The following is a 24,919-nucleotide window of genomic DNA, read 5'->3' on the forward strand; positions in this document are numbered from 1 at the left end:
GTCCCGCCCCTGGGGGCTGCCGTCCCCAGACCCCCGCTAGTCGGCCCGCACGGCCTCGTCCTCAAGCGCCGGACGGGCTGGATCAATGAGCCGGGCGGCCTGTGAGGCCCTGGAGCAGTACCTGGGCGAACCCGTGGGCCCAGTCCTCGGTCACCGGCTCCGCGCTCACCAGCGTGCGGTGGACCACGGCGCCGGCGACCATGTCGAAGATCAGGTCCACGGTGTGGGCCGCCGCCCCCGGGTCGTTCTCCGGCGGCAGCTCGCCACGCGCCTGCGCACGTGCCCGGCCCTCCAGGACCAGGCGCTTCTGGCGGTCGACGATCGACGTGCGGATGCGCGCCCGCAGGGCCTCGTCGCGGGTCGACTCGGAGACCACCGCCATCAGCCCGCTCTTCGCCTCCGGGCGGTCCAGGATCGCCGCGAACTGCAGGACCACGCCCTCTATGTCGGCGGCGAGGCTGCCGCGGTCCGGCAGGCGCAGTTCGTCGAAGAGTTCCGCCACCGCGTCCACGACGAGTTCGTTCTTGCCCGCCCAGCGGCGGTAGAGGGTCGTCTTGGCGACGCCCGCCCGGGCCGCCACGTCGCCGAGCGTCAGCCCGGACCAGCCGAGTTCCACCAGGGCGGCACGCGTCGCCGCCAGGATCGCCGCGTTCGCGGCGGCGCTGCGCGGGCGGCCGGTGGCCCGTGGGGCGGGAGTGGGGCGCTGCATCCGTCGACCATATCCGGCCGTTCTCGCGCTCCAGGTTTCCTTCGGGCCGGTGAGGGAGATCACGGATGCGAGGTTCCGTGGCGGCCTTCGGGCCAGTTACGCTACGACTCGTATCGAAAGCTGGGTGAGTGACGACCGCTGTGGTGCCGGGTGGGGACCCGACGTGGAAGCAGTTTTTTGTTCGGCTTGAGGCTTTCTGAGAGTTTTTGCGGCTTTTCGGCCGGGGGGTCGGGCGTTGTCTCCCGGGAGGATGCGGCCGCAGGGGTGCGGGGAAGGGGGAGGATGTACTCATGCAGCCACGGAACATGTCCATGAGCGGAGTCGTCGACCTCGCCGCGGTGAAGGCGGCCCAGGAGGCCAAGGCGAAGGCGGAGCAGACGCGCGCCGAAGCGGCCCGTCAGGGCGGGGGAGGGGCGGTCTCCCCGGCCGACCTGGTGATCGACGTCGATGAGGCCGGGTTCGAGCGGGAAGTCCTGCAGCGGTCCGCCGAGGTGCCCGTCGTCATCGACTTCTGGGCCGAGTGGTGCCAGCCCTGCAAGCAGCTGAGCCCGGTGCTGGAGCGGCTCGCCGTCGAGTACAACGGCCGGTTCGTCCTTGCCAAGATCGATGTCGACGCGAACCAGATGTTGATGCAGCAGTTCGGGGTACAGGGGATCCCGGCCGTCTTCGCCGTCGTGGCGGGGCAGGCTCTGCCGCTCTTCCAGGGCGCCGCCCCTGAGGCGCAGATCCGCGGCACCCTGGAGCAGCTCGTGCAGGTCGCCGAGCAGCGCTTCGGCCTCACGGGTCTGACGGTGGATCCGGATGCCGAGCCCGGTGGTGCCGAGCGGGTTCCCGAGACTCCGGCCGGTCCGTACGACCATCTGCTGGAAGCCGCCGTACAGGCCCTGGACGCGGGCGATCTGGGCGGCGCGGTGCAGGCGTACAAGAACGTGCTGAGCGACGACCCGGGCAACACGGAGGCCAAACTGGGCCTGGCCCAGGCCGAGTTGCTCCAGCGGGTGCAGGACGCCGACCCGCAGCAGGTACGCAAGGTCGCCGCGGAGAACCCCCTTGACGTCCCGGCACAGATCGCGGCCGCCGACCTGGATCTGGTGGGCGGGCATGTGGAGGACGCGTTCGGGCGGCTCATCGAGACGGTGCAGCGCACGGCCGGGGAGGACCGGGACACCGTACGGCTGCGGCTGCTCGAGCTGTTCGAGGTGGTGGGCGCCGAGGACCCCCGGGTGACCGCTGCGCGGCGGGCGTTGGCGCGCGCCTTGTTCTGACCAGTCCCTAAACGCCGGGGCCTGTGGTGCCCGCGTGAAAGATTTGCCGACAGAGCGACATCGCGGCCGCGCTTTACCAAATCTTGGTAATCGCGGCCGCTGTTACTTGGAGTAAGAGATGGGGGTCGTTCTGTCGGATTCTGTCCGAAGATCGGCTGGTCTGTTGACTCCCTTGCAGCGACCCTGAGTTGTCGCCCGGCGCCGGTGGGTCAAGCCCCAGTTATACGTCCGTTACTAGCCAGTAACGAACCCCCTTGCGACGGCGGCGAGAATGGACCACGATCGGCCACGCTCGGTCCATTCCCCGTACCCCGTCAGCCAGTCGGGTCAACGGGTTTTCTGGGTCCCCACCGAGTAGAGCCGGCGGCAGTGGCGCCGGCTCTTGGACAGGGGGGTCTCTGCCCGGTCGGCAGAGCCTGTCCGGCAGGTTGTGCGTGATGCGTGTCAGGCGCGACCAGTGGTTGTCGCTCGGGGGTGATCGCCGGTGATTCGGGCGCGGTTCGTGCCTCCGAGTTCGGGCGCTCTCCTTCCCGAGGACGTAGCACTTCTCCCATCCCTGCCTGGCTGAGCCGCCGTCAAGGGGCGAGTCGGAACCAGGAGATGTACGTCCGAGAAGGAGGAAATATGGAGTCCCAGGTGCGTGGCGGGACCAGATGGAAGCGGTTCGCTGTGGTCATGGTGCCCAGCGTTGCCGCCACGGCAGCGATAGGTGTGGCCCTCTCGTCGGGCGCGCTCGCCGCGTCGTTCAGCGTCTCTGGCCAGTCGTTCAAGGTGACGGCGGGGCAGCTCGACGGTACGGGCTTCTCGCAGTACGGGGCCATCGACCAGGGCTACACCCTCAAGGGTGAGAAGACGGCCCACCCTGTTGCGGTCTCCGCGTTCAAGCACGCCGAGATCACCAACATGTGCCAGTCCGTGGTCACCCCGGACATCCCGCTCATCGGCACCGTCAGCCTCAAGCTGACCGCCGGTACGGGTGGCAAGAAGGTCGAAGCCGACAACCTGTACATCGACGTCGAGCAGCTCAGCGCCGACGCCACCTTCCACAACATCGACATCGGTGTTGCCGCCAAGGACGCCAGCAAGGGTCCGGGCATGGTCAAGGGCGAGCAGGCGAACCCGTACGGGTTCGCGCAGCAGGCCGAGTCGGCCACGCTGACCGACGTGAAGCAGACGGCGTGGGCGACCACCGCCGGAACCTTCAAGCTCAGCGGTCTGAAGATGTCGCTGCACAAGGGCGTCAACGAGTGCTACTAGGCACTCTCCGGGCGGGTGAGGGGGTCTCGGCTTCTTCGCCCGCCCGTCCTCTCCAACACGTGAACTTCTCCGTGCGTGAACCGCGTCCCCGCGCTTCCCGTACGTGAATCACAGCAACGCCGTTCCAGGGAGCTGTTGTCCATGAGCGCCGAGTCAACGGGGCAGAACGAGCACTATCTCCGCGTCATTCGGCGGCGATTCCACGCCTGGCGAGGCACTCGTCCCTTCTGGGCCGGGCTGTTCGTCCTGCTCAGCGGCTTCCCGATCATGTACTTGCCGTACGCGAATCTTCAGATCGGTCACCTCACCCTGGCCATGGCGACGACGGGTGGCGCGGGGTCCCTCATCATCGGCGTCCTGCTGTGCGTGCTCGGGGTCAGCCTGTGGTTCCAGCGGCATGTGCGGGTCTTCGCGGGTGTCGCGGCGATCCTCCTCGCGCTGGTGTCCATTCCGGTCTCCAACCTCGGTGGCTTCCTGATCGGATTCCTGCTCGCCATGATCGGCGGCGCGATGGCCGTGTCCTGGGCACCGGGGGCTGAGAAGCCGCCGGTCGAGGCCACGGCGAAGCACGACGCGGTAGCCCCGGAGCCGGCGGCCGCCGGGGCCGCGAACGGGGCGAGCGGCGAGTTCGACGACCTGTCAGGTACCACCCCGACGAACGGGACGAACGGGAGGCACAGTGCCGGCTGAGGAGGAGACCCGCGGGACCGCGGTGGGGGAGTCCCGCGCGAGATCCGGACCGCGGCACGCACTGCCCCGGAAGCCGCTGCTCACCCGGTTGCAGGTGCCCGCGGGCAAGGCGATAGCCGTGGCGGCGATGCCGACGGCGGTCCTCATGGGGATGGGGTTCACACCGACGCTCGCCCGGGCCGACGACAAGCCGTCGTCGAAGAACCTGACGGTCGACGAGTACAAGGACTGCGTCGAGGCGCTGGAGGCCGCCGAGGAGGCGGACGAGGAGACGACCGCCTCGCCCTCGCCCTCCACCTCGACGAGCGAAGCCGCGTCCGACGACGGCAAGGAGGAGCAGAGCTCCTCGGGTGACGACTCCTCGAGCGACGACTCCTCGGGTGGCGACTCTTCGTCGGATTCAGGTTCCGACGACAAGACCGAGCCCGAGCCGTCCCCCTCCACCAGCGAGCCGGCCGACTCCTCGGGGGACGACACCTCCACGGAGGAGCCGTCCGAGTCCAGCGACAACGTGCTGGAGCAGATAGGCGACGCGATCAAGGACGTCTTCACGCCCGACGACCAGGAGACCGGGGACACCACGGCGACGCCGTCCGCGACCCCCTCCGAGTCGGCCGGTGAGGACGCCTCCGGCGCGGACGGGGACACGGAGGACAAGGCCGCCGAGGACGCGAAGGACACGGCCGAGGACACGAAGGACACGGTCGAGAAGTCCGTCGAGGACACGGCCAAGGACGTGACCGACGCGGCCGAGGACACCGCGGACAAGGCGGACACGGCGGTCGGCGACGCCACCGAGTCCGCGTCGCCGAGCCCGTCCGAGAGCCCCGCCGTGGACGCGGACGACTGCCCGGCCGCCACGGACGACGAGAGCGGAGTCGAGAAGGGCATACCCCCGCTCGCGGACGACCCCTGGTACCTGGAGGCCAGCTCGCTGCTGCTCAAGGGCGCCGACTACAAGGGCGTCGTCAAGGTGAAGACGGCCAACGGCACCGTCAAGGAGGTGCTGAAGTACGAGATCTCCGACGGCTCCGACATCGGGGACCTGCACCAGATCGTCAAGGACGAGCAGCTCGGCAAGACCTACCACGTGCAGGCGGGCAAGGGCACGACGTCCACCATCCGCGACGGTAAGACGGTCATGTACACGGAGAGCATCTCCGGCAATCTTCTCGGTCTGATCCCGGTCACGTTCAGCCCGGAGCACCCGCCGCCGCTGAACATCCCGCTGATCTACTTCACCAACGTGAAGGTCACTCAGGCCGCCCAGTTCGGCGGGACGCTGCACGTCCCGGGGATGAACCAGTACACCACCGACTGAGTGGCCAGTCAGGACCGTGGCCTGGTTCCTCACACGCCGTGAGGGGCCGGGCCATGATCATGTGCGGCGGGGGACCATCGGTGAACGACTTCTTCGACGACCTCGACCGGCTCGATCTGGACGCGCACGTACGCCGCTGGTCGGCGCCGGACGTGGGCCGGGCCGGTGGGTCGGTGAACGAGTGGATCGCCGCGGCACAGCAGTTCGCCGCCCGTGTCCAGGAGGACCCGGGCGGGCTGACCGACGAACAGTGGCGGGCGACCGCCGGGGCGTGGCGGTCCCTGCTGACCGCCGCCGAGCGGGCGACCGGCCCGCAGCGCGGCGAGTGGCTGATGCGCGATCTGTGGCTCAGATCCTGGCTCCTGCGCACACTGCGCCCCCGCGAGGACATCCCCCTGCTCGATCCCGGCCCCGTGCTCGAACAGGCGCTGGACGCCCTCCCGATGGGCCCCGAGGAGGCCGCGGAACTCGCCCCGCGGTGGCGTGAGCTGGACCGGCCGAGGATCCTCGCCCTGCGGACGATACGGCTCCGGTTGGCGCCCGTACGGGTCTTGGCTCCGTATCTCGCTGATCACCCGCGGTGGGGCGAGTACGAGACGTGGGAGCAATTGATCGGCGAGCTGCCGTAGGCCGCGGAACGGTGCCCGCGGAGGGCGCGGGGTACTTCTGCGGGGTGGCCCGGGGCCCAGGAGGGGCGCAGGGACCCCTTGGGGCGGCGTGGGAGCCTGGAGCGGCCTGGGGGAAGTGACGGAAACCCTGGGGCAGTCCGGGAAGCCCCGAGGGGCGGGGGACTTCCGAAGGGCCGGGGAACCCCGAAGAGCTGGGGAACCCGAGGGGCCGGGGAACCCCCAAGAGCCGGGGAACCCCCAAGAGCCGGGGGACTTCCGAAGAGCCGAGGAGCCCCGAAGAGCCGGGGGACTTCCGAGGGGCCGGGGAATCCGAAGGCCGGGGGACGTGCCCGGAGCTCTCCGGGGCTCTTGCAACGGCCTCCGTGACCCACACAGCCGGGCAGGCCCGGGCCTCCCGGACGCACGAGGGGCGCCCCCGCCGCGCGGGAGCGCCCCTCGTCGTCGTACGGCCGTGTTGGGCGCCGGAGGCGTCAGTCGCGGTCGCCGCCGCCCAGGTGGTGGACCCGGACCATGTTGGTGGTGCCCGGGACGCCGGGCGGGGAGCCTGCCGTGATGACCGCGATGTCGCCCGCGTGGAAGCGCTCGAGCTTGATCATCTCCTGGTCGACCAGCTCGACCATCGCGTCGGTGCTCTTCACGAACGGCACGACGTGGGACTCCACGCCCCAGCTGAGCGACAGCTGGTTACGGGTGGACTCGTCCGTGGTGTACGCGATGATCGGCTGGCTCGCGCGGTAGCGGGACAGGCGGCGTGCCGTGTCGCCGGACTGCGTGAAGGCCACCAGGGCCCGGCCGCCGAGGAAGTCGGCGATCTCGCAGGCGGCGCGGGCGATGGAACCGCCCTGCGTGCGCGGCTTCTTGCCGGGGACGAGGGGCTGCAGGCCCTTGGCGAGCAGCTCCTGCTCGGCCGCGGCGACGATCTTCGACATCGTCTTCACGGTCTCGATCGGATACGCGCCCACGCTCGACTCGGCGGACAGCATCACCGCGTCCGCGCCGTCCAGGATCGCGTTGGCGACGTCGGACGCCTCCGCGCGCGTGGGGCGGGAGTTGGTGATCATCGACTCCATCATCTGGGTCGCCACGATCACCGGCTTGGCGTTGCGGCGGCACAGCTCGATGAGCCGCTTCTGCACCATGGGGACCTTCTCGAGCGGGTACTCGACGGCCAGGTCGCCGCGCGCGACCATCACGCCGTCGAACGCCATCACGACGTCCTCCATGTTGTCGACCGCCTGCGGCTTCTCCACCTTGGCGATCACGGGGACCCGGCGGCCCACCTCGTCCATCACCTTGTGGACGTCCTGGACGTCGCCCGCGTCGCGCACGAACGACAGCGCCACCAGGTCGCAGCCCATCCGGAGCGCGAACCGCAGGTCCTCGACGTCCTTCTCGGACAGCGCCGGCACGTTCACAGCCGCGCCGGGCAGGTTGATGCCCTTGTGGTCCGAGATCACGCCGCCCTCGATGACGACCGTCCTCACCCGCGGGCCGTCGACCTCGACGACCTTCAGCTCGACGTTGCCGTCGTTGATCAGCACGGGGTCGCCGACGGCGACGTCGCCCGGAAGGCCCTTGTACGTCGTCCCGCAGATCTGCTTGTCGCCCGGCACGTCCTCGGTGGTGATGGTGAACTCGTCACCCCGCACCAGCTCGACGGGCCCCTCCGCGAAGGTTTCCAGCCGGATCTTCGGGCCCTGCAGGTCGGCGAGCACACCGATGGCGGTGCCGGTCTCGGCGGACGCGGCCCGGACGCGGTCGTACCGGCCCTGGTGCTCTTCGTGGGTGCCATGGCTGAAGTTGAAACGGGCCACGTTCATGCCCGCCTCGATCAGCGCGACGAGCTTCTCGTGGGAGTCGACCGCAGGGCCGAGAGTACAGACGATTTTCGAACGGCGCATGGGGCGATCCTATCGGTTTGTTTCGCTACGGAATATTCCGTCTGGCGGAAGATACAAATGGGCGGGTATGCGCTCAGGTGTGGTGCGACTCACTCGCCGACCCGCTCGCTCCCCGCCCCCCTGTCCCGTCCGACCAGTGCGTAGGTCTGCGTGGCGATCTCCAGTTCCTCGTCCGTGGGCACCACGGCGACCGCGACCCGCGAGTCCGCGGGTGAGATCAGCCGTGCCTCGTCGCTCCGTACGGCGTTCAGCTCGGCGTCGACCGCGAGGCCCAGCGTCTCCAGGTCCGCGATCGCGGCCTCCCGCACGGGGGCCGCGTTCTCACCGACCCCGGCCGTGAAGACGACCGCGTCCACCCGGCCGAGGACCGCGTAGTAGGCGCCGATGTACTTCTTCAGACGGTGGATGTAGATGTCGAAGGCCAGCCGCGCCCGCTCGTCGCCCTCGTCGACACGGCGGCGGATCTCGCGCATGTCGTTGTCGCCGCACAGACCGGTCAGACCGCTCCTCTTGTTGAGGAGAGTGTCGATCTCGTCCATGGACATCCCGCCAACGCGCACCAAATGGAAGATGACGGCGGGGTCCAGGTCACCCGACCGCGTACCCATCACGAGGCCCTCCAAAGGCGTCAGGCCCATGGAGGTCTCCACGCACTTCCCGCCCCGTACGGCCGACGCGGACGCCCCGTTGCCGAGATGGAGCACGATCACGTTGACCTCCTCCGGCGCCCGGCCGAGCAGCTCGGCGGTGGCGCGGGAGACATACGCGTGGGAGGTGCCGTGGAAGCCGTACCGGCGGATGCGGTGCTCGTCCGCGGTCCGTACGTCGATCGCGTAGCGCGCCGCGGACTCCGGCATCGTCGTGTGGAACGCGGTGTCGAACACGGCGACCTGGGGCAGGTCGGGCCGCAGGGCCTGAGCGGTACGGATGCCCGTCAGGTTGGCCGGGTTGTGCAGCGGAGCGACCGGGATCAGCCGTTCGATCTCGGCGAGCACCGTGTCGTCGATGACTGTCGGCTCGGTGAAGCGCTTCCCGCCGTGCACGACCCGGTGGCCTATCGCGGCCAGTTCGGGGGAGTCGAGCCCGAGCCCGTCCTTGGCGAGTTCCGCCGACACGGCCTTCAGCGCGGCCTCGTGGTCGGGAACGGGGCCGGCCGACTCCCGGGTCTCGCCGCCGGAGTGGAGCGGCGTGTGCCTGAGCCGGGAGGTCTCCTCGCCGATGCGCTCGACGAGCCCCACGGCCAGCCGGCCGCGGTCGCGCATGTCGAGCAACTGGTACTTCACCGACGAGGAGCCGGAGTTGAGGACGAGGACACGCGTGGAGCTCACTGGACGTTTGCCTTCTCGCTGAGGGTCTGGGGCTGGGCGTGGGCCTGGGCCTGGACGGCCGTGATGGCGACGGTGTTGACGATGTCCTGGACGAGGGCGCCCCGGGACAGGTCGTTGACGGGCTTGCGCAGGCCCTGCAGGACCGGGCCGACCGCGATCGCCCCGGCCGAGCGCTGCACCGCCTTGTAGGTGTTGTTCCCGGTGTTGAGGTCCGGGAAGATCAGTACCGTGGCCTGGCCCGCGACCTCGGAGTCCGGCAGCTTCGTGGCCGCGACCGTCGGCTCCACGGCCGCGTCGTACTGGATCGGTCCCTCGATCCTGAGGTCGGGCCGCCGCGCGCGCACGATCTCCGTGGCCTGCCGCACCTTGTCGACGTCGGCGCCGGATCCGGACGTGCCGGTCGAGTACGACAGCATCGCGATCCGCGGCTCGACCCCGAACTGCGCGGCGGTGGTGGCCGACTGGACCGCGATGTCGGCGAGCTGCTCGGCGTTCGGGTCCGGGTTGACCGCGCAGTCGCCGTACACCAGCACCTTGTCGGCGAGGCACATGAAGAAGACGGAGGAGACGATGGACGCGTCCGGCTTCGTCTTGATGATCTCGAACGCCGGGCGGATCGTCGCGGCCGTGGAGTGCACCGAGCCGGAGACCATGCCGTCGGCGAGCCCCTCCTGGACCATCAGGGTGCCGAAGTAGTTGACGTCCGAGACGATGTCGTACGCCAGCTCCACGGTGACGCCCTTGTGGGCGCGCAGCAGGGCGTACTGCTCGGCGAAGCCCTCCCGCAGCTCGGAGGTCCGCGGGTCGACGATCTGCGAGCCGCCGAGGTCGATACCCAGATCGGCGGCCTTCTTGCGGATCAGGTCGCCGGGGCCGAGCAGCGTCAGCTCGCACACGCCCCGGCGCAGCAGCACCTCGGCCGCGTGCAGCACGCGCTCCTCGGTGCCCTCGGGCAGCACCACGCGCCGCTTGTCGGAGCGGGCCCGCTCCAGCAGCTTGTGCTCGAACATCATCGGCGTGACCCGGTCGCTGCTGGGCGCGGACACCCGCCGGGCCAGCTCGGTGGTGTCGGCGTACCGCTCGAACAGGCCCAGCGCGGTCTCCGCCTTGCGGGGCGTGAACGCGCTCAACTTGCCCTCCATGGAGAACAGTTCCGACGCGGTGAGGAACGAGTTGCTCTCCACGGCGACCACGGGGGTGCCGGGCGCCAGGCGGGCCGCGAGGGTGAGGACCTCGTCACTGGGACGCTCGCCCAGGGTGAGCAGCACACCGGCTATCGGCGGGGTGCCCGCGCTGTGGGCGGCCAGCGCCCCGACGACCAGGTCCGCGCGGTCCCCGGGGGTCACGACCATGCAGCCGGGGGTGAGGGCGTTGAGGAAGTTCGGCAGCATGGCGCCGCCGAACACGAAGTTCAGCGCGTCGCGCGCGAGCCCCGAGTCGTCACCGAGGAGCACCGTGCCGCCCAGCGCGTGGGTGATCTGCGCGACGGTCGGCGCGGAGAGCGCCGGCTCGTCCGGGACGACGTAGCAGGGCACGTCCAGCCGGGAGGCCAGCCCCACCTGGATCTCCAGGCGGTCGGCCGCGGCCACCCGGTTGGTGACCATGGCCACGACATCGCAACCGAGCCCCTCGTACGCCCGGTGGGCGTTGCGCGTCTCGGCGAGGACGGACTCGGCGGTCTGCCCCCGCCCGCCCACCACGGGGATCACGGAGGCGCCGAACTCGTTGGCGAGCCGGGCGTTGAGGGCCAGCTCGTCGGGGAACTGGGTGTCGGCGAAGTCGGTACCGAGGACGAGGACGACGTCGTAGTCGCGCGCGACACGGTGAAAGCGGTCGACGAGCGTGGAGACGAGCTCGTCCGTGCCCCGCTCGGCCTGCAGCGTGGATGCCTCCTGGTAGTCCATGCCGTACACGCCGGCCGGATCCTGGGTGAGGCGGTAGCGGGAGCGCAGCAGTTCGAAGAGGCGGTCCGGGGCGTGGTGGACGAGCGGGCGGAACACCCCCACCCGGTCGACCTGGCGGGTCAGGAGCTCCATGACCCCCAGTTCCACGACCTGGCGGCCGTCGCCGCGATCGATCCCGGTCACGTACACGCTGCGCGTCACGTGTGGTTCTCCGTTCCGTGTCTGGGGGGCGCTTGTGTTCCAGGGGAGGCGCTCAGGGGAGCATCGTGGCGTTTCGCGCCCGCCGGGATGCATGCATCCGGTCATGCGCGAAAATCACCCGCCACGGCGGGCACAACCCTCTTGACACTACCCCTGCGGCTGGATAAGGCGCCCGTCAAGTGGACGCAGTCAGCAGTGCCCTATGAGGCGTGAAACAATCGGATGGGCTAATGAACACCGGCCGGAACCCACCACCGAGCACGCACCAGCAGCGAGCAGGAGACACAGCACGATGCGCATCGGAGTTCTCACCGCAGGCGGCGACTGCCCGGGTCTGAACGCAGTGATCCGTTCGGTCGTGCACCGCGCGGTCGCGCACTACGGCGACGAGGTGATCGGCTTCGAGGACGGTTACGCGGGTCTGCTCGACGGCCGCTACCGCTCCCTCGACCTCAACGCGGTCAGCGGCATCCTCGCCCGCGGCGGCACGATCCTCGGCTCATCCCGTCTGGAGCGCGACCGGCTGCGCGAGGCCTGCGAGAACGCCTCGGACATGATCCACGAGTTCGGTATCGACGCCCTGATCCCGATCGGCGGCGAGGGCACGCTGACGGCGGCGCGCATGCTGAGCGACGCCGGTCTGCCGGTGGTCGGCGTCCCCAAGACGATCGACAACGACATCTCCTCCACGGACCGCACCTTCGGCTTCGACACGGCGGTCGGAGTGGCGACGGAGGCCATGGACCGGCTGAAGACCACGGCCGAGTCGCACCAGCGGGTGATGGTCGTCGAGGTCATGGGCCGGCACGCCGGCTGGATCGCCCTGGAGTCCGGCATGGCGGCCGGCGCCCACGGCATCTGCCTGCCCGAGCGCCCCTTCGACCCGGGCGACCTGGTGAAGATGGTCGAGGAGCGATTCGCCCGCGGGAAGAAGTTCGCGGTGGTCTGCGTCGCCGAGGGCGCGCACCCGCGTGAGGGCACGATGGACTACGGGCACGGCGAGATCGACCAGTTCGGCCACGAACGCTTCCAGGGCATCGGTACGGCCCTCGCGTACGAGCTGGAGCGGCGGCTCGGCAAGGAGGCCAAGCCGGTCATCCTCGGTCACGTCCAGCGCGGCGGCACACCGACCGCGTACGACCGCGTCCTCGCCACCCGCTTCGGCTGGCACGCGGTGGAGGCAGCGCACCGGGGCGAGTTCGGCAGGATGACCGCGCTGCGCGGCACCGACATCGTGATGGTGCCGCTCGCGCAGGCGGTGACCGAGCTGAAGACGGTCCCGAAGGACCGTATGGAAGAGGCCGAGTCGGTGTTCTAGAGGCCGGTCACGTGCCCTGCGCGGAGCGGCCCTGAGGCCGGTACGGGCTCCTTCCCACCGTCGACCAGAAGCGATCGACGATGTGGTCGAGGAAGTCACGGCCGGCCTCGCTCGCGTCGGTGGCGGCCGTGCCGTTGGCCCAGGTGAGACCTGTGGTCACCCGCTCCTGGTACGCGGTGTGCAGCTCCTGGAGGACGACCTCCAGAAGCCGCCGGTCCAGGGACAACAGCTTGGCCACGGGGCGCGCGGACCCCTGCCGGCGGGTGGTCACGGCCTCCCGGAGCAGCTCGGCCAGCCGCTCGTCCCTCCCCGTGACGGTGACGAAGTCGGCCAGGGACAGACCGAGCAGCTCGGTGAGGGCGGCGCACTGGCGGTCGTTGCCGTGCCACAGGCCGGTCTCCTCCATGCCCAGATACACGAGGAGATCGACACCGACGGCACGGGCCACGTCCTCGGGGGCGAGACCGCGGGCGACACGGTGCTCGCGCAAGGTGCGCGGTCTGCCCGCCAGTTCGCTCGTGGAGCACCACAACATGCCCGCGAGGGCGGTGAGTTCGGGCCCGGTGGGAGCGGCGGTGCCGCGCTCCCAGTCGATGACCAGGTCCGGGGTGACGTGGGGCAGTCCGTACGAGGAGCGCATCCCGTACGCCACGTGCTCGGGCTCCATGCCGAGCCCGGTACGGAGCCTGCGGGCGGCCAGGTTGTCGAAGGGCGGAGCGGGGGGCGCGGCCCGCGAGTCCCGCGACAGGTGCGAGGGCCGCGCGGAGTGCCGTGCTCGGGCTCGTGGTCGGTGCACACGGCCACGTTACGGCTGCGAGCGCTGCGATGACTACGGATTGTTCGGCCACAATCACGGATCGTGCGAATGTGCGGTCATGCTACGGAAGGCCGGGTTCCGCGAGGTGTGTGGGACGCGTGGGGCCCGTGGGCGGCCGGGGCCCCCTGGCACCGGAACCGGGCGCCGGTCCAGGATGGTGCGGAACACGATCACGCAACGGCTGGAAGGCGCTGACCTCATGACCGAGGCCGACCGCACGCACGAACTGGACGGGCACATCCGCGAGCGGCTGCTCGCCCCCAACTTCTGGCATCTGGCGACCGTGGACGCCGACGGGGCGCCCCAGGTGTCGCCGATGTGGGCCGACATCGAGGACGGCTACGTCATGGTGAACACGTCCGTGGGCCGCGTCAAGGAGGACAACCTGCGGCGCAACCCGCAGGTGTCCCTCTCCCACCACGACCCCGAGAACCCGTACGACCGGGCGGAGATACGGGGACGGGTCGTGCGGTTCGTGGAGGGCGAGGAGGCGCTGCGGGCCATGGACCGGCTCACGAGGAAGTACATAGGGGAGGACCGGTACCCGTGGCTGCTCCCCGGAGAACAGCGGCTGATGATCCTGATCGAGCCGACGCGCGTACGGCGGGTCGTGGGCGTGGAGCCGTTCCGGGCGGGGGTGCTGCCGGAGGGTTCTGCCTGAGTGCCGGGTGAGCTCCGGTTGAGCCCGTCACAGGAGGTGGTCGGCCTTTCCGGCCTTGATGTCGCGGATGAAGGTGCGGAGGGCTTCGCGGGTGTCGGTGAGGTAGTTGTCTTCTTTACCGGCGATGGCTATGTAGGCGTTGCCTTGGGGGTCGGTGCCGAGGCGGAAGCAGTTGGCGCCTTCGCCGCAGGAGGGTTGCTCCCAGGTGATGTCCGGCATGGGGACTCCTAGAGGTCGTTGAGGTCGTCGGCGAGGTTGCGGATGAAGGCGTGCGAGGCGTCGGGGGCGAGGGCCGCGGTCTCGGCCGCGTCGAGTTGGGCCCGGTATTTGCTGAGCTGTGCCTCCGTGTCGATGAACTCCGGGCCGTGCGTACTGTCCAGCTCCACGGTGTCGAGGCGGGGAACAGCGGCCTCCGCGTAGATGACGGACTGCCCGGCGCCGGGGAAGCCGCCCGCCTTGAAGGGGATGACACGTACGGTCACGGTGTCGCGCTCGGACACGCGCAGGAGGTGCCCGAGCTGTCGCCGGGCCGTCGCCGGTCCGCCGAACTCCATGCGGAGGGCGGCCTCGTGGATAATCGCATCGATGGCCGGGGGCTCAGGGCGGTCGAGCACCTGTTGCCGGTCGATGCGGTGCGCTACTCGGAGGTCGATGTCGTCCTGGGGGAGAGGCGGGATCACGGCTGCGAAGACGGCGCGGGCCTGCTCCTCGGTCTGGAGGAGCCCGGGAAGGTGCACGGTGACTGCGATACGGAGCCGCTTGGCGTGCCACTCCATCTCGGCGATGTCCAGGAGGTTGTCCCGGAGTTGACCCCGGTACGCCTCCCACCATCCCTTCGCTCGGTTCGTGGCCATGGCGGCGAGCGCCTCGACGTAGTCCTCGTCCGTGCAGCCATAGTTGCTCGAGAGGGTGCGTACACGCTCAGGGCTGATGCCGGAGCGGCCGGACTCCATGTTGGGCACGTTGGTGCGAGGGATGCCCAGCAGTCCGGCGGCGTACTCCGTGGTCATCCCCGCTGCCAGGCGCATTCTGCGCAACTCCTCGCCGAGGCGTCGCTGGCGCTCCGTCGGTGCACTTCTCGGCGGCATGCGCACCCTCCTGTTCGGCCGGTTGGCGGGGCCAGTCTGCCGTTGTGGTGTGCGGTTGGTCCACCCGAGTTCCCTGTGAAGTAGTACATGTACTCCACCATTGCTCTACGCTTGGTGACGAGGTGCTTACGGTCTGGTGCGGCTGGACGGCGTGGCGTGATCCTGCCCAGGTTCTCCTCGCGCCGAGTCAGATGTGCCGTCAGATCTCTTACTGCAAGGGAGTTCTCATGCCTGCGATGAACGCTGTTCTGGCCTGTCCCGCCTTCACGGAGGAGCGCCAAATGCCCAGTACGCCTCCGCCGGGGCCCGAGACGCTCGCGTACAGCTTCACCCTGCCCGCCGAGCCCGTGAGTTCATGGATCGCTCGGGCGTCCACGCGGGCCGTGCTGCAGGCGCACGGGCTGGGCGGCATGGTGGACGCGGCGGTCCAGGTGGTGGCCGAATTCGTGGCATGTGCGTGGCGGTTCACGCCAGACGCCGAGGTGTACGTGTCGCTGCGGTATCGAGAGGGGGCCCTGCGTGTGGTCCTTTACGACGGGCATCGACGGCACACGCATCGTCGGCTGGTGGAGGCGTGCGACACGCGGCGGCGGGCGGCATTGCGGGTCGTGGGATGCGTGGTTCGGGCGTGTGAGGGGGAGTGGGGGTTCGGAGAGGCGAGGGAGCCTGGAGGTGGGACTCGGATGTGGGCGGTTTTGCCCGGGGAGAGGTGAGGTAGGGGCCGGGGCTGTTCGTACTGCGCTGCCTGGGGCGGCACGGTCAGTGCCGGCACCGTGCAGCGGTACGTCGAGACGAAGCGGGAGCGCACGTGGAGGAGAGGGGGGAGCAGCTGTGATCCGCGCATACAAATTCCTCCTGCGTCCTACGGTCCGCCAGGCCCAAGCTCTGCAGGAGATGCTGCGGGATCACTGCGCGCTCTACAACGGGGCGCTGCAGGAACGGCGGGACGCCTGGCGGCACAGCTCGAAGACGAGCGTCAAATACAGCGACCAGTCCGCTCAGTTGAAGGAAATCCGGGCGTTCGATCCAGAGCGGCAGGGACGATGGTCGTTCAGCTCGCAGCAGGCCACCTTGCGCCGCCTGGACAAGGCGTTCCAGGCCTTCTTCCGCCGCGTCAAGGCCGACCAGAAGGCTGGATACCCGCGTTTCAAGGGCGCGGGGCACTTTGACACGGTGGTCTTTCCCAAGAACGGTGACGGCTGCCGCTGGGATTCCACCCCGCACGATACGCAGACGCGTGTCCGGCTCCAGGGCGTCGGACACATCCGCGTGCACCAGCACCGGCCCGTCAAAGGCCGGGTGAAGACGATCGCGGTGAAGCGGGAGGGAAACCGCTGGTACATGGTTCTCTCCTGCGACGAGGTGCCCGCCGAACCGATGCCGACCACAGGCGCGGTCGTCGGCATCGACATGGGCATCACACACTTTGTGACCACCTCCAACGGTGAGCACATCGCCAACCCTCGCTTCCTCGACACGGCCGCTGTGGAACTGGCCGAGGCGCAGCGGTACCTGGCGACATTTCCCAAGCGCACCAAGCAGCGCACCAAGGCACACCGCGCCGCTGCCCGGAAGGTCGCGAAGATCCATTCGAAGATCCGGCGCCAGCGCCTGGATCACGTGCACAAGACCGCGCTCACCCTCGTGCGTCACCACGATGTGATCGCGCACGAGAAGCTGAACACGGCAGGCATGACCCGCACCTCCAAGCAGAAGCCCGACCCTGAACTGCCCGGTGTGCTCCTGCCGAACCAGCGCGCAGCGAAGGCTGGGCTGAACCGATCGATCCTCGACGCGGGTTGGGGGGTGTTCCTCACGATTCTCGCAGGCAAGGCTGAAAGCGCCGGTCGGACCGTGATCGCGGTGGATCCCCGCAACACCTCCCGCACCTGCCCGTCCTGCGGGCACGTCGCGAAGGAGAACCGCGTGACCCAAGCGAAGTTCGAATGCGTCACGTGCGGGTTCGCAGCGAACGCGGACCACGTCGGTGCGATGAACGTCCTCAACAGGGCCGGGCCGGCCCTCTGCGACGTGGCATAGCCACCGACGCAGGAAGCCCGCGCGTTTACGCGTGAGTGGGGTCACGAAGTTCTTCATCGGCCTGACCCATGCGCCGTACCCTCCCCCTTACGAAAGCTCACCCTCGCCCCGCCACGCCGCCCACCGCCTGGCCGCCGACGCGGGCCTCCCACGCGCCGAGTTGTTCGTGGACTCACTGATCGACACTTCAGTCTGGCTTGCGTCGCTCCCGGGGCCGCTGCCACAGGCCGTGAGGGCCGTGGCGGCGAGGGCTGGGGCAAACAAACCGGGTGGCGTCTGCGCCCGCCTCACGCGATCCGGTAGCCGACTACGGTTGCCCCTTCACCCACCGGTACTGCAACTCTGGCCTCCCCACCGTCCCGTACTGCGGACTCCGCGCCGCGCGTCCCGCCTCCACCAGGTGCTCCAGATAGCGGCGGGCGGTGATCCGTGAGATGCCGACCGTCTCGGCGACGCCGGTCGCGGTCATGCCCTCGCCGGAGTCGCGGAGGGCCACGCTGACGCGTTCGAGGGTGGGGGCGCTCAGGCCCTTGGGAAGAGCCGCCGGGCCGGGGGCGCGGAGTGTCGCGAGCGCGCGGTCCACCTCGTCCTGGCCGCTTGCCTCGCCCGCCGCCGCGTGGAACTCGGCGTAACGGACCAGCCGGTCCCGCAGCGTGGCGAAGGTGAAGGGCTTGAGCACGTACTGCACCACGCCCAGCGAGACGCCCTCCCGTACGACCGCCAGGTCCCGTGCCGACGTCACCGCTATCACGTCCGCGTGGTACCCGGCCGCACGCAGGGAACGCGCGAGCTGCAGGCCGTGCCCGTCCGGCAGATGGAGGTCGAGCAACAGCAGATCGACATGCGTGCGGTCCAGCGCCCGGCGCGCCTCCGCTCCCGTGTGCGCCTTGCCGACCGCCGTGAAGCCGGGGACGCGGTCGACGTACATGACGTGCGCGTCGGCGGCCACGGGGTCGTCCTCCACGACCAGCACGCGTATGGGTTCTGTCGGTCTGGCCTGTCCCGCTGTCATGCGCCGCCTCCACGCGTGGTGGGCCGGACCGGTTCCGCCGGGGCCCGGCCCTGTTGTGTCGCGGCAACCGTAGGCAACGGCAGCCGCACCTCGAACTCCGCCCCGCCGCCCTCGGCCTCCGCCACCGTCAGGGTGCCCTCGTGGCGGCGTACGGTCTGCTGTACCAGTGCCAGTCCGAGCCCTCGTCCGTCGGGGCCCGAGGGCTTGGTGGAGAAGCCGCGCTCGAAGACGGCCTCCCCGTGGGCAGGGTCCAGGCCCGCGCCCGTGTCGGCGACGCGCAGCACCAGCTCCGAACCGGCCGCACCGTCCGCGTCAGCTGCACTGTCCGCGTTGTCCGCGTTGTCCGCGTAAGCCGTCACCGTCACCCGCGCCCCCACCGTCCCCTGCGCCGCGTCCACCGCGTTGTCGATCAGGTTGCCGAGGACGGTGACCAGGTCGCGGGCGGAGAGGGACTCCGGGAGGAGGCCGTCGTCGATGCGGCTGTCCTCGGAGACCACCAGCTCCACGCCCCGCTCGTTGGCCTGGGCGGTCTTGCCCAGGAGCAGGGCCGCGAGGACCGGTTCGCCGACCGCCGCGACCACCTGGTCGGTCAGGGCCTGGGCGAGCTCCAGTTCCGCCGTCGCGAAGTCGATCGCCTCGTCCGCGCGGCCGAGCTCGATCAGGGAGACGACCGTGTGGAGCCGGTTCGCGGCCTCGTGCGCCTGGGAGCGGAGCGCCTGGGTGAAGCCCCGCTCGGAGTCCAGCTCGCCCATCAGGGACTGGAGCTGGGTCACGTCGCGCAGCGTCACCACGCTGCCGCGGCGCTCGCCGCCGGAGACGGGGGAGGTGTTCACGACCAGCACCCGGGTGGCGGTCAGATGCACCTCGTCCACCCGCGGTTCGGAGGCCAGCAGGGCGCCCGTGAGAGGGGCCGGGAGACCGAGGTCGGCGACCGAGTGGCCCACCACCTCGTCGGTCACGCCCAGCAATTCCTGCGCACCGTCGTTGATCAGGGCGACGCGGTACTGGCCGTCCAGCATCAGCAGGCCCTCGCGTACGGCGTGCAGGGCGGCCTGGTGGTAGTCGTGCATGTTGCTGAGCTCGGTGGCGTTCATCCCGTGGGTGTGGCGGCGCAGCCGGGCGTTGACCACGTACGTGCCGAGGCCGCCCAGGGCGAGGGCGCCCGCAGCGACGCCGGTCAGCGCGGTGAGCTGCTCCTGGACGCGGGCACTGATCGCCTCGACCCGTATGCCCGCGCTGACCAGACCGATGATCCGGTCGCCCTCCTTGATGGGTGTGACCGTGCGGACGGACGGACCGAGGGTGCCGGTGTACACCTCGGTGAAGGTCTCGCCCTTCAGGGCCCGGTCGATGTGGCCGCGGAAGTGCTGGCCGATCTGCCTCTTGTCGGGGTGGGTCCAGCGGATGCCCTCGGGGTCCATGATCGTGACGAAGTCGACCTCGGTGTCACGCTGCACCTGGAGCGCGTACGGCTGGAGCCTCACCGTGGGTTTCTCGGTGTGGACGGCCTCGCGTACGGAGGGGGAGTCGGCGACCGCGCGGGCCACGGCCGTCGCCTGTCGGCCCGCCGCCTCCTCGGCCTGGGAACGGTCGCTGACGTACGTGAACACCGCGTACCCGACGACCACGACCACCAGCAGCACCGCCTGTACGGCGAAGAGCTGGCCGGCCAGGCTGCGGGGCTTGAGAACGCGCGGGACGGGGAGACGCATGGCAACAGTCTGCATCCACGTATAAGCGTGAACTAAATGAACGGAAGGGTGACCGCCCTCACAACGCGGGAGATAGTCACTGGCATCGACAGGGAACACGACACCCGGTCGCCAGGGAGCGCGACTCCCGACCGGGACCTCAGTCCCGAGCCGCAGGGAGCAAGCCTCCCTGTCCCCTGGGACCCCCCAATCCCAGCCGGAGGCGGTCTCCCATCCGGGAGGCGGTCTCCCATCCTGGGAGCTCGTCTCCCCCAGTCCACCGGACGTGAGCCGCACGCCGGATGATGCCGACGACGTCGTCGACGAGGAGGGCAGCCGTGGCCAGCAGCACCAATACGGCACCTACCGCACCCGCAGCCAAGCGGGACCGCACGCACTACCTGTACATCGCCGTGATCGTGGCTGTGGCCCTCGGCATCGCCGTGGGTCTGATCGCCCCCGATCTCGCGGTCGAGCTGAAGCCCATAGGCACCGGCTTCGTGAACCTGATCAAGATGATGATCTCACCGATCATCTTCTGCACGATCGTGCTGGGCATCGGCTCCGTACGGAAGGCGGCCAAGGTCGGTGCGGTCGGTGGTATCGCGCTCGGCTACTTCATCACGATGTCGTTCGTCGCGCTCGGCATCGGTCTGGTCGTCGGCAACATCGTGGACCCGGGTACGGGCCTCGCGGTGACCGACGCGGTCAAGGAGACCGGTCAGGCGCAGGTGTCCGACGAGGCGCTGCCGCCGGTCGAGTTCGTCCTCTCCATCATCCCGACGACGATCGTCTCCGCCTTCACCGAGGGCCAGGTCCTGCAGACGCTGCTCGTCGCCCTGCTCGCCGGCTTCGCGCTCCAGGCCATGGGCAACGCCGGTACGCCGATCCTGCGCGGTATCGAGCACATCCAGCGGCTCGTCTTCCGCATCCTCGCGATGGTGATGTGGGCCGCGCCGATCGGTGCCTTCGGTGCCATCGCCGCCGTCACCGGTTCCGCCGGTCTGGACGCCCTGAAGAGCCTCGCCGTGCTGATGCTCGGCTTCTACGTCACCTGCTTCCTCTTCGTGTTCATCGTGCTCGCCGCGCTGCTGCGGATCGTCGCGGGCATGAACATCCTCACGCTCTTCAAGTACCTGGGCCGTGAGTTCCTGCTGATCCTGTCCACCTCCTCCTCCGAGTCCGCGCTGCCGCGGCTCATCGCGAAGATGGAGCACCTGGGTGTCAGCAAGCCGGTGGTCGGCATCACGGTTCCGACCGGCTACTCCTTCAACCTCGACGGCACCATGATCTACATGACCATGGCGTCCCTGTTCATCGCCGACGCCATGGGTACGCCGATGTCGATCGGCGAGCAGATCCCGCTGCTGCTCTTCCTGCTGGTCGCCTCGAAGGGCGCGGCCGGTGTGACGGGTGCGGGTCTGGCCACCCTCGCCGGTGGTCTCCAGTCCCACAAGCCCGCTCTCGTGGACGGTGTCGGCCTCATCGTCGGTATCGACCGCTTCATGAGCGAGGCCCGGGCGCTGACCAACTTCGCGGGCAACGCGGTCGCCACGGTGCTGATCGGCACGTGGACGAAGGAGATCGACAGGGAGCGGGTGGACCAGGTGCTCGCGGGTCAGCTGCCGTTCGACGAGGCGACGCTGCTGGACGATCACGAGGGCGCTGCCGCCCCGAGTGACGGGGACGGCGAGGCCTCGGAGAAGGAGCTGGCGAAGGCGTAGCCGCGCGGCGGGGGCGAGCCCCCGCCCCCCATGAACACCGAGCGACCGGATCCTCCCCCGTAGATCCGGTCGCTCGGCCATGTGCTGTTCCGGGCGCCCGCGTCTGCCGGGCGCCCGCCCGTTGCCTTGACGTCGGCGTCAAGGATTACCGTCGGCGTATGCGAATCGGCGAGCTGGCGGCGCGGGGTGGGACCACCGCGAGGGCGGTGCGGTACTACGAGTCGTTGGGGCTGCTGTCGGCGCGGCGCAGCGGCAACGGCTACCGGACGTACGACGAGGGCGATCTGCGGCTGCTGCGGCAGATCCGGACGTTGCAGGACTTCGGGTTCGGCCTGGAGGAGACGCGGCCCTTCGTGGAGTGTCTGCGGGCCGGGCACCCGGAGGGGGACTCCTGCCCGGCCTCGCTCGCGGTCTACCGCCGCAAGCTCGGTGAACTCGACGCGCTGATCGGCGAGCTGACGGCCGTACGGGCGCGGGTCGCCGAGCAGCTCACACGGGCCGAGAGGGCGCGGGAAGAGCTGGCCGCCGAGGCGGCGGTTCCGGGTGGTCCGGAGCCGGAGTGCGAGCTGGGAGGGTGGGAGCGTTGAGCAGAGCAGCAGGAGTGACCGAGGTGACCGACGCGGACTTCGAGGCGGAGGTGATCGGGGCCGAACTGCCGGTGCTGGTGGAGTTCACGGCGGACTGGTGCCCGCCGTGCCGGCAGATGGGGCCCGTACTGACCGCCCTCGCCTCCGAGGAGGGCGACCGGCTCAAGGTCGTCCAGCTGGACGTGGACACCAGCCCGGGCACCACCAACGCGTACAAGGTGCTGTCGATGCCGACGTTCGTGGTGTTCCGGGGCGGCGAGCCCGTGCGGTCGATGGTCGGGGCCCGGTCCAAGCGGCGGCTGCTGGAGGAGCTGGCCGACGTGCTGTGACGCACCTCGTCGTGCCCGTGGATACGCCGTGCAGCCGTGAATACGAAGAAATCCCCCGAGCAATTGCGCTCGGGGGATTTCTCTGCGTATATTCGATGGTTCGCGACTCGGGAAGAGCGGGTCGCGGAAAAGTCAACTGGACGAAGTATATCCGGGCGGGAGCGGAATTGTCAAACAAGGGCTCGCACAAAGAATTGCCCGACGATGAATTGCGCCGCGAGCAGGAATTCGTCGACGAGCTGTACGCGCGCGTGGACGCCCTGCGCGGCGACACCGAGGGCGCCGTCTCGGACGCGCTCGCGCAGGGGCACACGCCCATGCAGGCGCGGCTGGAGCGGGACATCCTCGTCGCCGAGCGCTCCGGGCTGCTCGCCGCGCTGAACGCCGTGGACGGTTCGCTCTGCTTCGGCCGCATCGACCTGACCTCCGGGGTCAGCCACCACATCGGCCGTATCGGTGTCCGGGCCGACGACAACGACCGCACCCCGATCCTGATCGACTGGCGGGCCGACGTCGCCCGCCCCTTCTACCTCGCCACCGGCCACACCCCCATGGGGCTGCGCCGCCGCCGGCACATCGCCACCGACGGACGCGAGGTCACCTCCCTGCACGACGAGATCCTCGACCTCGGCGACCGGACCCGCACCGGCCACGAGGACCCCACGGGCGACGCCGTCCTGCTCGCCGCGCTCGACTCGGCGCGCACCGGCCGCATGAACGACATCGTGCAGACCATCCAGGCCGACCAGGACCGCATCATCCGCGCACCGCACCGGGGTGTGCTGGTGGTGGAGGGCGGCCCCGGCACCGGCAAGACGGCCGTCGCGCTGCACCGGGCGGCGTATCTGCTGTACGAACACCGGGAGCTGCTCGCCAAGCGCGCCGTGCTGATCGTCGGCCCGAACCCCGCCTTCCTCGGCTACATCGGCGAGGTGCTGCCCTCGCTCGGCGAGACGGGCGTCCTGCTCGCGACCGTCGGCGAACTGTTCCCCGGGGTCAGGGCGACCGCCCCGGACACCCCGGACGCGGCCCGCGTCAAGGGCCGCGCCGACATGGCCGACGTGCTCGCCGCCGTCGTACGCGACCGGCAGGCGCTCCCCGACCCGGTGATCGCCATCGAGCACGACCGCGAGATCCTCATGCTCGACGACGACCTGGTACGGGTCGCCCGCGAACGCACCCGCGAGGCGAAACTCCCGCACAACGCGGCGCGCGAGCACTTCGAGGGCCACATCCTCAACACGCTCACCGACATGGTCGCCGAACGCATCGGCACCGATCCCTACGACGGATCGAACCTGCTGGACCCCAGCGACATCACGCAGATCCGCGACGAACTCGCCGAGAACCCCGAGGTCTGGTCGGCCATCGACCAGTTGTGGCCCCGGCTCACCCCGCGGCGCCTCGTCGCCGACTTCCTCGCCGAGCCCGAGGGGTACGTGTCCGACGAGGACGCCGCCGCCATCCGCCGCCCGGTGACGCGGTCGTGGACCGTGGGGGACGTACCGCTGCTCGACGAGGCGGCCGAACTGCTCGGGGAGGACGACCGCTTGGCGCGAGCGCGCGCCGAGCGTGAACGAGAGACCCAGATCGCCTACGCACAGGGCGTCCTCGATGTCTCGTACGCCTCCCGCACGTTCGAGTTCGAGGACAAGGAGGACAGCGATCCGGAGTCCTCCGAGGTCCTGTCCGCGCACGACATCATCGACGCCGAGCGGTTCGCCGAACGGCAGGAGGAGGACGACCACCGCAGCGCGGCCGAGCGCGCGGCGGCCGACCGGACCTGGGCGTTCGGGCACATCATCGTCGACGAGGCGCAGGAGCTGTCGCCCATGGCGTGGCGACTGCTGATGCGGCGTTCGCCGACCCGCTCGATGACGCTCGTCGGCGACCCCGCGCAGACCGCGGAGGAAGCGGGCGTCGGCTCCTGGGCCGGGATTCTCGAACCGTATGTCGAGGACCGCTGGGAGCACACGCGCCTGGGCGTCAACTACCGCACCCCCGCCGAGATCATGGAGCTCGCGGCGGGTGTCGTACGGGCGGGGAACCCGGGCTTCGAACCGCCGAGCTCGGTCCGCTCGACGGGCGTACGGCCCTGGGTGCGCAGGGCCCTGGACGACCTGCCCGGCGAGGTGGCCAAGGCCGTCGCCGAGCTGACCCCGGCCGAGGGGCGCCTCGCGGTGATCGCGCCGCGCGATCTGCACCGCGCGCTCGCCGCGCGACTGGACGGGGTCACGGCGGGCCGGGAACCCGACCTGACGCAGACGGTCGTGCTGCTGGATCCCCGGCAGGCCAAGGGCCTTGAGTTCGACTCGGTGCTGGTCGTGGAGCCGGGCCGGTTCGGCACGAGCGACCTGTACGTGGCGCTCACGCGCGCGACGCAGGCGCTGGGTGTCGTGTACGAGGGCGAGCTGCCGGGAGCGCTGGAGGAGGCGGCGGTGGGGGCC

Annotated in this window: 21 protein-coding genes; 12 read left to right on the forward strand and 9 right to left on the reverse strand. The window is 70.0% G+C overall.

Annotation, left to right across the window (positions count from 1 at the left end; genetic code table 11):
* Nucleotides 1–82 precede the first annotated feature (82 nt).
* On the reverse strand, nt 83–709 hold the full coding sequence (locus tag FNH04_RS16615) for a TetR/AcrR family transcriptional regulator (RefSeq protein WP_152784975.1): 627 nt from the start codon (nt 707–709) through the stop codon (nt 83–85).
* 290 nt (nt 710–999) lie between these two features.
* Here FNH04_RS16615 and FNH04_RS16620 point away from each other — a divergent pair, with 290 nt between their 5' ends.
* The 5 genes from FNH04_RS16620 to FNH04_RS16645 all read left to right on the forward strand — a co-directional run bounded on the left by FNH04_RS16620 (nt 1,000) and on the right by FNH04_RS16645 (nt 5,871).
* Nucleotides 1,000–1,974 carry a tetratricopeptide repeat protein gene (locus FNH04_RS16620; protein WP_152784977.1) on the forward strand — a complete coding sequence of 325 codons (975 nt, stop codon included), beginning with the start codon at nt 1,000–1,002 and terminating at the stop codon, nt 1,972–1,974.
* Between the two features lie 624 nt (nt 1,975–2,598).
* On the forward strand, nt 2,599–3,231 hold the full coding sequence (locus FNH04_RS16630; protein WP_152784979.1) for a DUF6230 family protein: 633 nt from the start codon (nt 2,599–2,601) through the stop codon (nt 3,229–3,231).
* A 141-nt stretch (nt 3,232–3,372) separates the two neighbouring features.
* Nucleotides 3,373–3,921: a DUF6114 domain-containing protein gene (locus FNH04_RS16635; RefSeq protein WP_152784981.1), complete on the forward strand. Its 549-nt coding sequence runs from the start codon at nt 3,373–3,375 to the stop codon at nt 3,919–3,921.
* On the forward strand, nt 3,911–5,242 hold the full coding sequence (locus FNH04_RS16640) for a hypothetical protein (RefSeq protein ID WP_322723177.1): 1,332 nt from the start codon (nt 3,911–3,913) through the stop codon (nt 5,240–5,242). Before FNH04_RS16635 ends, FNH04_RS16640 begins: the two co-directional genes overlap by 11 nt.
* Before the next feature lie 80 nt (nt 5,243–5,322).
* The gene (locus FNH04_RS16645) at nt 5,323–5,871 is read left to right on the forward strand and encodes a hypothetical protein (protein ID WP_152784983.1); all 549 of its coding nucleotides are present in this window, start codon (nt 5,323–5,325) and stop codon (nt 5,869–5,871) included.
* Between the two features lie 470 nt (nt 5,872–6,341).
* Here the strand turns inward: FNH04_RS16645 and pyk are convergent, their stop codons facing one another.
* The 3 genes from pyk to pta form a co-directional block, all read right to left on the reverse strand.
* The gene (pyk, locus tag FNH04_RS16650) at nt 6,342–7,772 is read right to left on the reverse strand and encodes a pyruvate kinase (RefSeq protein ID WP_152784985.1); all 1,431 of its coding nucleotides are present in this window, start codon (nt 7,770–7,772) and stop codon (nt 6,342–6,344) included.
* Nucleotides 7,773–7,861: 89 nt separating this feature from the next.
* Nucleotides 7,862–9,100 carry an acetate kinase gene (locus tag FNH04_RS16655; RefSeq protein ID WP_322723178.1) on the reverse strand — a complete coding sequence of 413 codons (1,239 nt, stop codon included), beginning with the start codon at nt 9,098–9,100 and terminating at the stop codon, nt 7,862–7,864.
* Nucleotides 9,097–11,205 carry a phosphate acetyltransferase gene (pta, locus tag FNH04_RS16660; protein WP_322723179.1) on the reverse strand — a complete coding sequence of 703 codons (2,109 nt, stop codon included), beginning with the start codon at nt 11,203–11,205 and terminating at the stop codon, nt 9,097–9,099. Before pta ends, FNH04_RS16655 begins: the two co-directional genes overlap by 4 nt.
* A gap of 292 nt (nt 11,206–11,497) precedes the next feature.
* Here pta and FNH04_RS16665 point away from each other — a divergent pair, with 292 nt between their 5' ends.
* On the forward strand, nt 11,498–12,523 hold the full coding sequence (locus FNH04_RS16665; protein WP_152784987.1) for an ATP-dependent 6-phosphofructokinase: 1,026 nt from the start codon (nt 11,498–11,500) through the stop codon (nt 12,521–12,523).
* A gap of 7 nt (nt 12,524–12,530) precedes the next feature.
* On the opposite strand, the gene FNH04_RS16670 is transcribed toward FNH04_RS16665, so the two are convergent.
* Nucleotides 12,531–13,271, reverse strand: a complete 741-nt coding sequence (locus tag FNH04_RS16670) for a helix-turn-helix domain-containing protein (RefSeq protein ID WP_152785011.1) — start codon at nt 13,269–13,271, stop codon at nt 12,531–12,533.
* A 268-nt stretch (nt 13,272–13,539) separates the two neighbouring features.
* Between FNH04_RS16670 and FNH04_RS16675 the strand changes: the two genes are divergently transcribed.
* On the forward strand, nt 13,540–14,001 hold the full coding sequence (locus FNH04_RS16675; protein ID WP_152784989.1) for a PPOX class F420-dependent oxidoreductase: 462 nt from the start codon (nt 13,540–13,542) through the stop codon (nt 13,999–14,001).
* A 27-nt stretch (nt 14,002–14,028) separates the two neighbouring features.
* Here FNH04_RS16675 and FNH04_RS16680 read toward each other — a convergent pair whose 3' ends face one another.
* Nucleotides 14,029–14,220 (reverse strand): hypothetical protein, encoded by a 192-nt coding sequence (locus FNH04_RS16680; protein WP_152784991.1) that lies wholly within the window; start codon nt 14,218–14,220, stop codon nt 14,029–14,031.
* 8 nt (nt 14,221–14,228) lie between these two features.
* On the reverse strand, nt 14,229–15,089 hold the full coding sequence (locus tag FNH04_RS16685; RefSeq protein WP_152784993.1) for a helix-turn-helix domain-containing protein: 861 nt from the start codon (nt 15,087–15,089) through the stop codon (nt 14,229–14,231).
* Between the two features lie 831 nt (nt 15,090–15,920).
* On the opposite strand from FNH04_RS16685, the gene FNH04_RS16695 reads away from it, so the two are divergent.
* On the forward strand, nt 15,921–17,129 hold the full coding sequence (locus FNH04_RS16695; protein ID WP_322723180.1) for an RNA-guided endonuclease InsQ/TnpB family protein: 1,209 nt from the start codon (nt 15,921–15,923) through the stop codon (nt 17,127–17,129).
* Between the two features lie 307 nt (nt 17,130–17,436).
* On the opposite strand, the gene FNH04_RS16700 is transcribed toward FNH04_RS16695, so the two are convergent.
* Both FNH04_RS16700 and FNH04_RS16705 read right to left on the reverse strand, forming a co-directional pair.
* Nucleotides 17,437–18,141 (reverse strand): response regulator, encoded by a 705-nt coding sequence (locus tag FNH04_RS16700; RefSeq protein WP_152784997.1) that lies wholly within the window; start codon nt 18,139–18,141, stop codon nt 17,437–17,439.
* Nucleotides 18,138–19,853 (reverse strand): sensor histidine kinase, encoded by a 1,716-nt coding sequence (locus tag FNH04_RS16705; RefSeq protein WP_152784999.1) that lies wholly within the window; start codon nt 19,851–19,853, stop codon nt 18,138–18,140. The genes FNH04_RS16700 and FNH04_RS16705 overlap by 4 nt, the downstream gene beginning before the upstream one ends.
* A 284-nt stretch (nt 19,854–20,137) precedes the next feature.
* On the opposite strand from FNH04_RS16705, the gene FNH04_RS16710 reads away from it, so the two are divergent.
* From FNH04_RS16710 to FNH04_RS16725, 4 genes are all read left to right on the forward strand, one after another.
* On the forward strand, nt 20,138–21,556 hold the full coding sequence (locus FNH04_RS16710) for a cation:dicarboxylate symporter family transporter (protein ID WP_152785015.1): 1,419 nt from the start codon (nt 20,138–20,140) through the stop codon (nt 21,554–21,556).
* 158 nt (nt 21,557–21,714) lie between these two features.
* Nucleotides 21,715–22,143, forward strand: coding sequence for a MerR family transcriptional regulator (locus FNH04_RS16715; RefSeq protein WP_152785001.1), 429 nt, complete (start codon nt 21,715–21,717; stop codon nt 22,141–22,143).
* Nucleotides 22,140–22,472: a thioredoxin family protein gene (locus FNH04_RS16720; protein ID WP_152785003.1), complete on the forward strand. Its 333-nt coding sequence runs from the start codon at nt 22,140–22,142 to the stop codon at nt 22,470–22,472. The genes FNH04_RS16715 and FNH04_RS16720 overlap by 4 nt, the downstream gene beginning before the upstream one ends.
* A gap of 209 nt (nt 22,473–22,681) precedes the next feature.
* A partial coding sequence (locus FNH04_RS16725; protein WP_194236705.1) for a HelD family protein occupies nt 22,682–24,919 on the forward strand: 2,238 nt, incomplete at its 3' end.

This window comes from Streptomyces phyllanthi, assembly GCF_009377205.1.
GTDB classification, from domain to species: domain Bacteria; phylum Actinomycetota; class Actinomycetes; order Streptomycetales; family Streptomycetaceae; genus Streptomyces; species Streptomyces phyllanthi.

Excerpts from the sequence above, each read along its gene's own strand:
- FNH04_RS16615 (WP_152784975.1), bottom strand. The coding sequence starts at position 709 with ATGCAGCGCCCCACTCCCGCCCCACGGGCCACCGGCCGCCCGCGCAGC.
- FNH04_RS16620 (WP_152784977.1), top strand. The coding sequence starts at position 1,000 with ATGCAGCCACGGAACATGTCCATGAGCGGAGTCGTCGACCTCGCCGCG.
- FNH04_RS16630 (WP_152784979.1), top strand. The coding sequence starts at position 2,599 with ATGGAGTCCCAGGTGCGTGGCGGGACCAGATGGAAGCGGTTCGCTGTG.
- FNH04_RS16635 (WP_152784981.1), top strand. The coding sequence starts at position 3,373 with ATGAGCGCCGAGTCAACGGGGCAGAACGAGCACTATCTCCGCGTCATT.
- pyk (WP_152784985.1), bottom strand. The coding sequence starts at position 7,772 with ATGCGCCGTTCGAAAATCGTCTGTACTCTCGGCCCTGCGGTCGACTCC.
- FNH04_RS16665 (WP_152784987.1), top strand. The coding sequence starts at position 11,498 with ATGCGCATCGGAGTTCTCACCGCAGGCGGCGACTGCCCGGGTCTGAAC.
- FNH04_RS16675 (WP_152784989.1), top strand. The coding sequence starts at position 13,540 with ATGACCGAGGCCGACCGCACGCACGAACTGGACGGGCACATCCGCGAG.
- FNH04_RS16680 (WP_152784991.1), bottom strand. The coding sequence starts at position 14,220 with ATGCCGGACATCACCTGGGAGCAACCCTCCTGCGGCGAAGGCGCCAAC.
- FNH04_RS16685 (WP_152784993.1), bottom strand. The coding sequence starts at position 15,089 with ATGCCGCCGAGAAGTGCACCGACGGAGCGCCAGCGACGCCTCGGCGAG.
- FNH04_RS16700 (WP_152784997.1), bottom strand. The coding sequence starts at position 18,141 with ATGACAGCGGGACAGGCCAGACCGACAGAACCCATACGCGTGCTGGTC.
- FNH04_RS16705 (WP_152784999.1), bottom strand. The coding sequence starts at position 19,853 with ATGCGTCTCCCCGTCCCGCGCGTTCTCAAGCCCCGCAGCCTGGCCGGC.
- FNH04_RS16710 (WP_152785015.1), top strand. The coding sequence starts at position 20,138 with ATGCCGACGACGTCGTCGACGAGGAGGGCAGCCGTGGCCAGCAGCACC.
- FNH04_RS16715 (WP_152785001.1), top strand. The coding sequence starts at position 21,715 with ATGCGAATCGGCGAGCTGGCGGCGCGGGGTGGGACCACCGCGAGGGCG.